1 protein-coding gene is annotated in these 1110 nt (G+C 69.8%); it reads left to right on the forward strand.

The window, feature by feature from the left end; translation table 11 throughout:
* Positions 1-122: 122 nt before the first annotated feature.
* On the forward strand, positions 123-1110 hold a 988-nt coding region (locus ACIBBF_RS26480; protein WP_397419425.1), incomplete at its 3' end, for an IS481 family transposase.

The following is a 1110-nucleotide window of genomic DNA, read 5'->3' on the forward strand; positions in this document are numbered from 1 at the left end:
TGTGATGTCCAGGGAGGTTGTTCCTGGATTCGGGCGACACGCGCTCGGGGTTAGGGGCTGAGGAAGGCCTCCGGTAGTGGAGTGGAGTTGTCGAGAAACCACACCGCCCACCGGAGGCCTTCGTGACCCACGCTAACGCCCTGCTGACCCCGAGAGCACGCCTGCGCCTGGCGCGTCTGGTCGTCGAGTCCGGATGGACCATCACCAGCACCGCGAAGATGTTCATGGTCTCGCCACGCACCGCTAGCAAGTGGGCCCACCGCTACCGCACCGAGGGGCCCGCGGGCATGACCGACCGGTCCTCCCGCCCGCACCACAGCCCAACCCGGACCCCGCGACCCGTGGTCAAGCAGATCGTGGGCCTGCGGTGGCGCCACCGGCTCGGCCCGGCGCAGATCGCCGGGCGCCTGGGCATGCCGGCCTCGACCGTGCACGCCGTCCTGGTCCGGGCCAGGATCAACCGCCTGTCCCGGATCGACCGGGTCACCGGCGAACCGATCCGCCGCTACGAACACGAGTACCCGGGCTCGTTGATCCACGTCGACGTGACCAAGTTCGGCAACATCCCCGACGGCGGCGGGCACCGCTACGTCGGCCGGCAGCAGGGCGGACGTAACCAGCGCGCCACCCCAGGCCTGGCCCGCGGCACGGACTACAAGCCCCGCACCGGGACCGCGTTCCTGCACACCGTGATCGACGACCACTCCCGGCTGGCCTACGTCGAGATCCACACCGACGAGAAGGCCGACACCGCCGTCGGCGTCCTGCACCGGGCCACCGCCTGGCTGGCCGACCACGGCGTGAGCGTCCAGCGGGTCCTGTCCGACAACGGGGCGGCCTACCGATCCCACGCCTGGCGCGATGCCTGCGCCCAGCTCGACATCAAGCCCAAGCGCACCCGCCCCTACCGGCCCCAGACCAACGGCAAGATCGAACGCTTCCACCGCACCCTGGCCGACGGCTGGGCCTACGCCCGGCACTACACCTCCGAGACCGAACGTCGCGACGAGCTACCCGGCTGGCTGCACTACTACAACCACCACCGCGCGCACTCAGCGATCGGCAACCAACCACCCATCACCCGACTGAACAACCTCCCTGGACATCACA

This window comes from Promicromonospora sp. NPDC050880 (assembly GCF_044456525.1).
Lineage (GTDB): Bacteria > Actinomycetota > Actinomycetes > Actinomycetales > Cellulomonadaceae > Promicromonospora.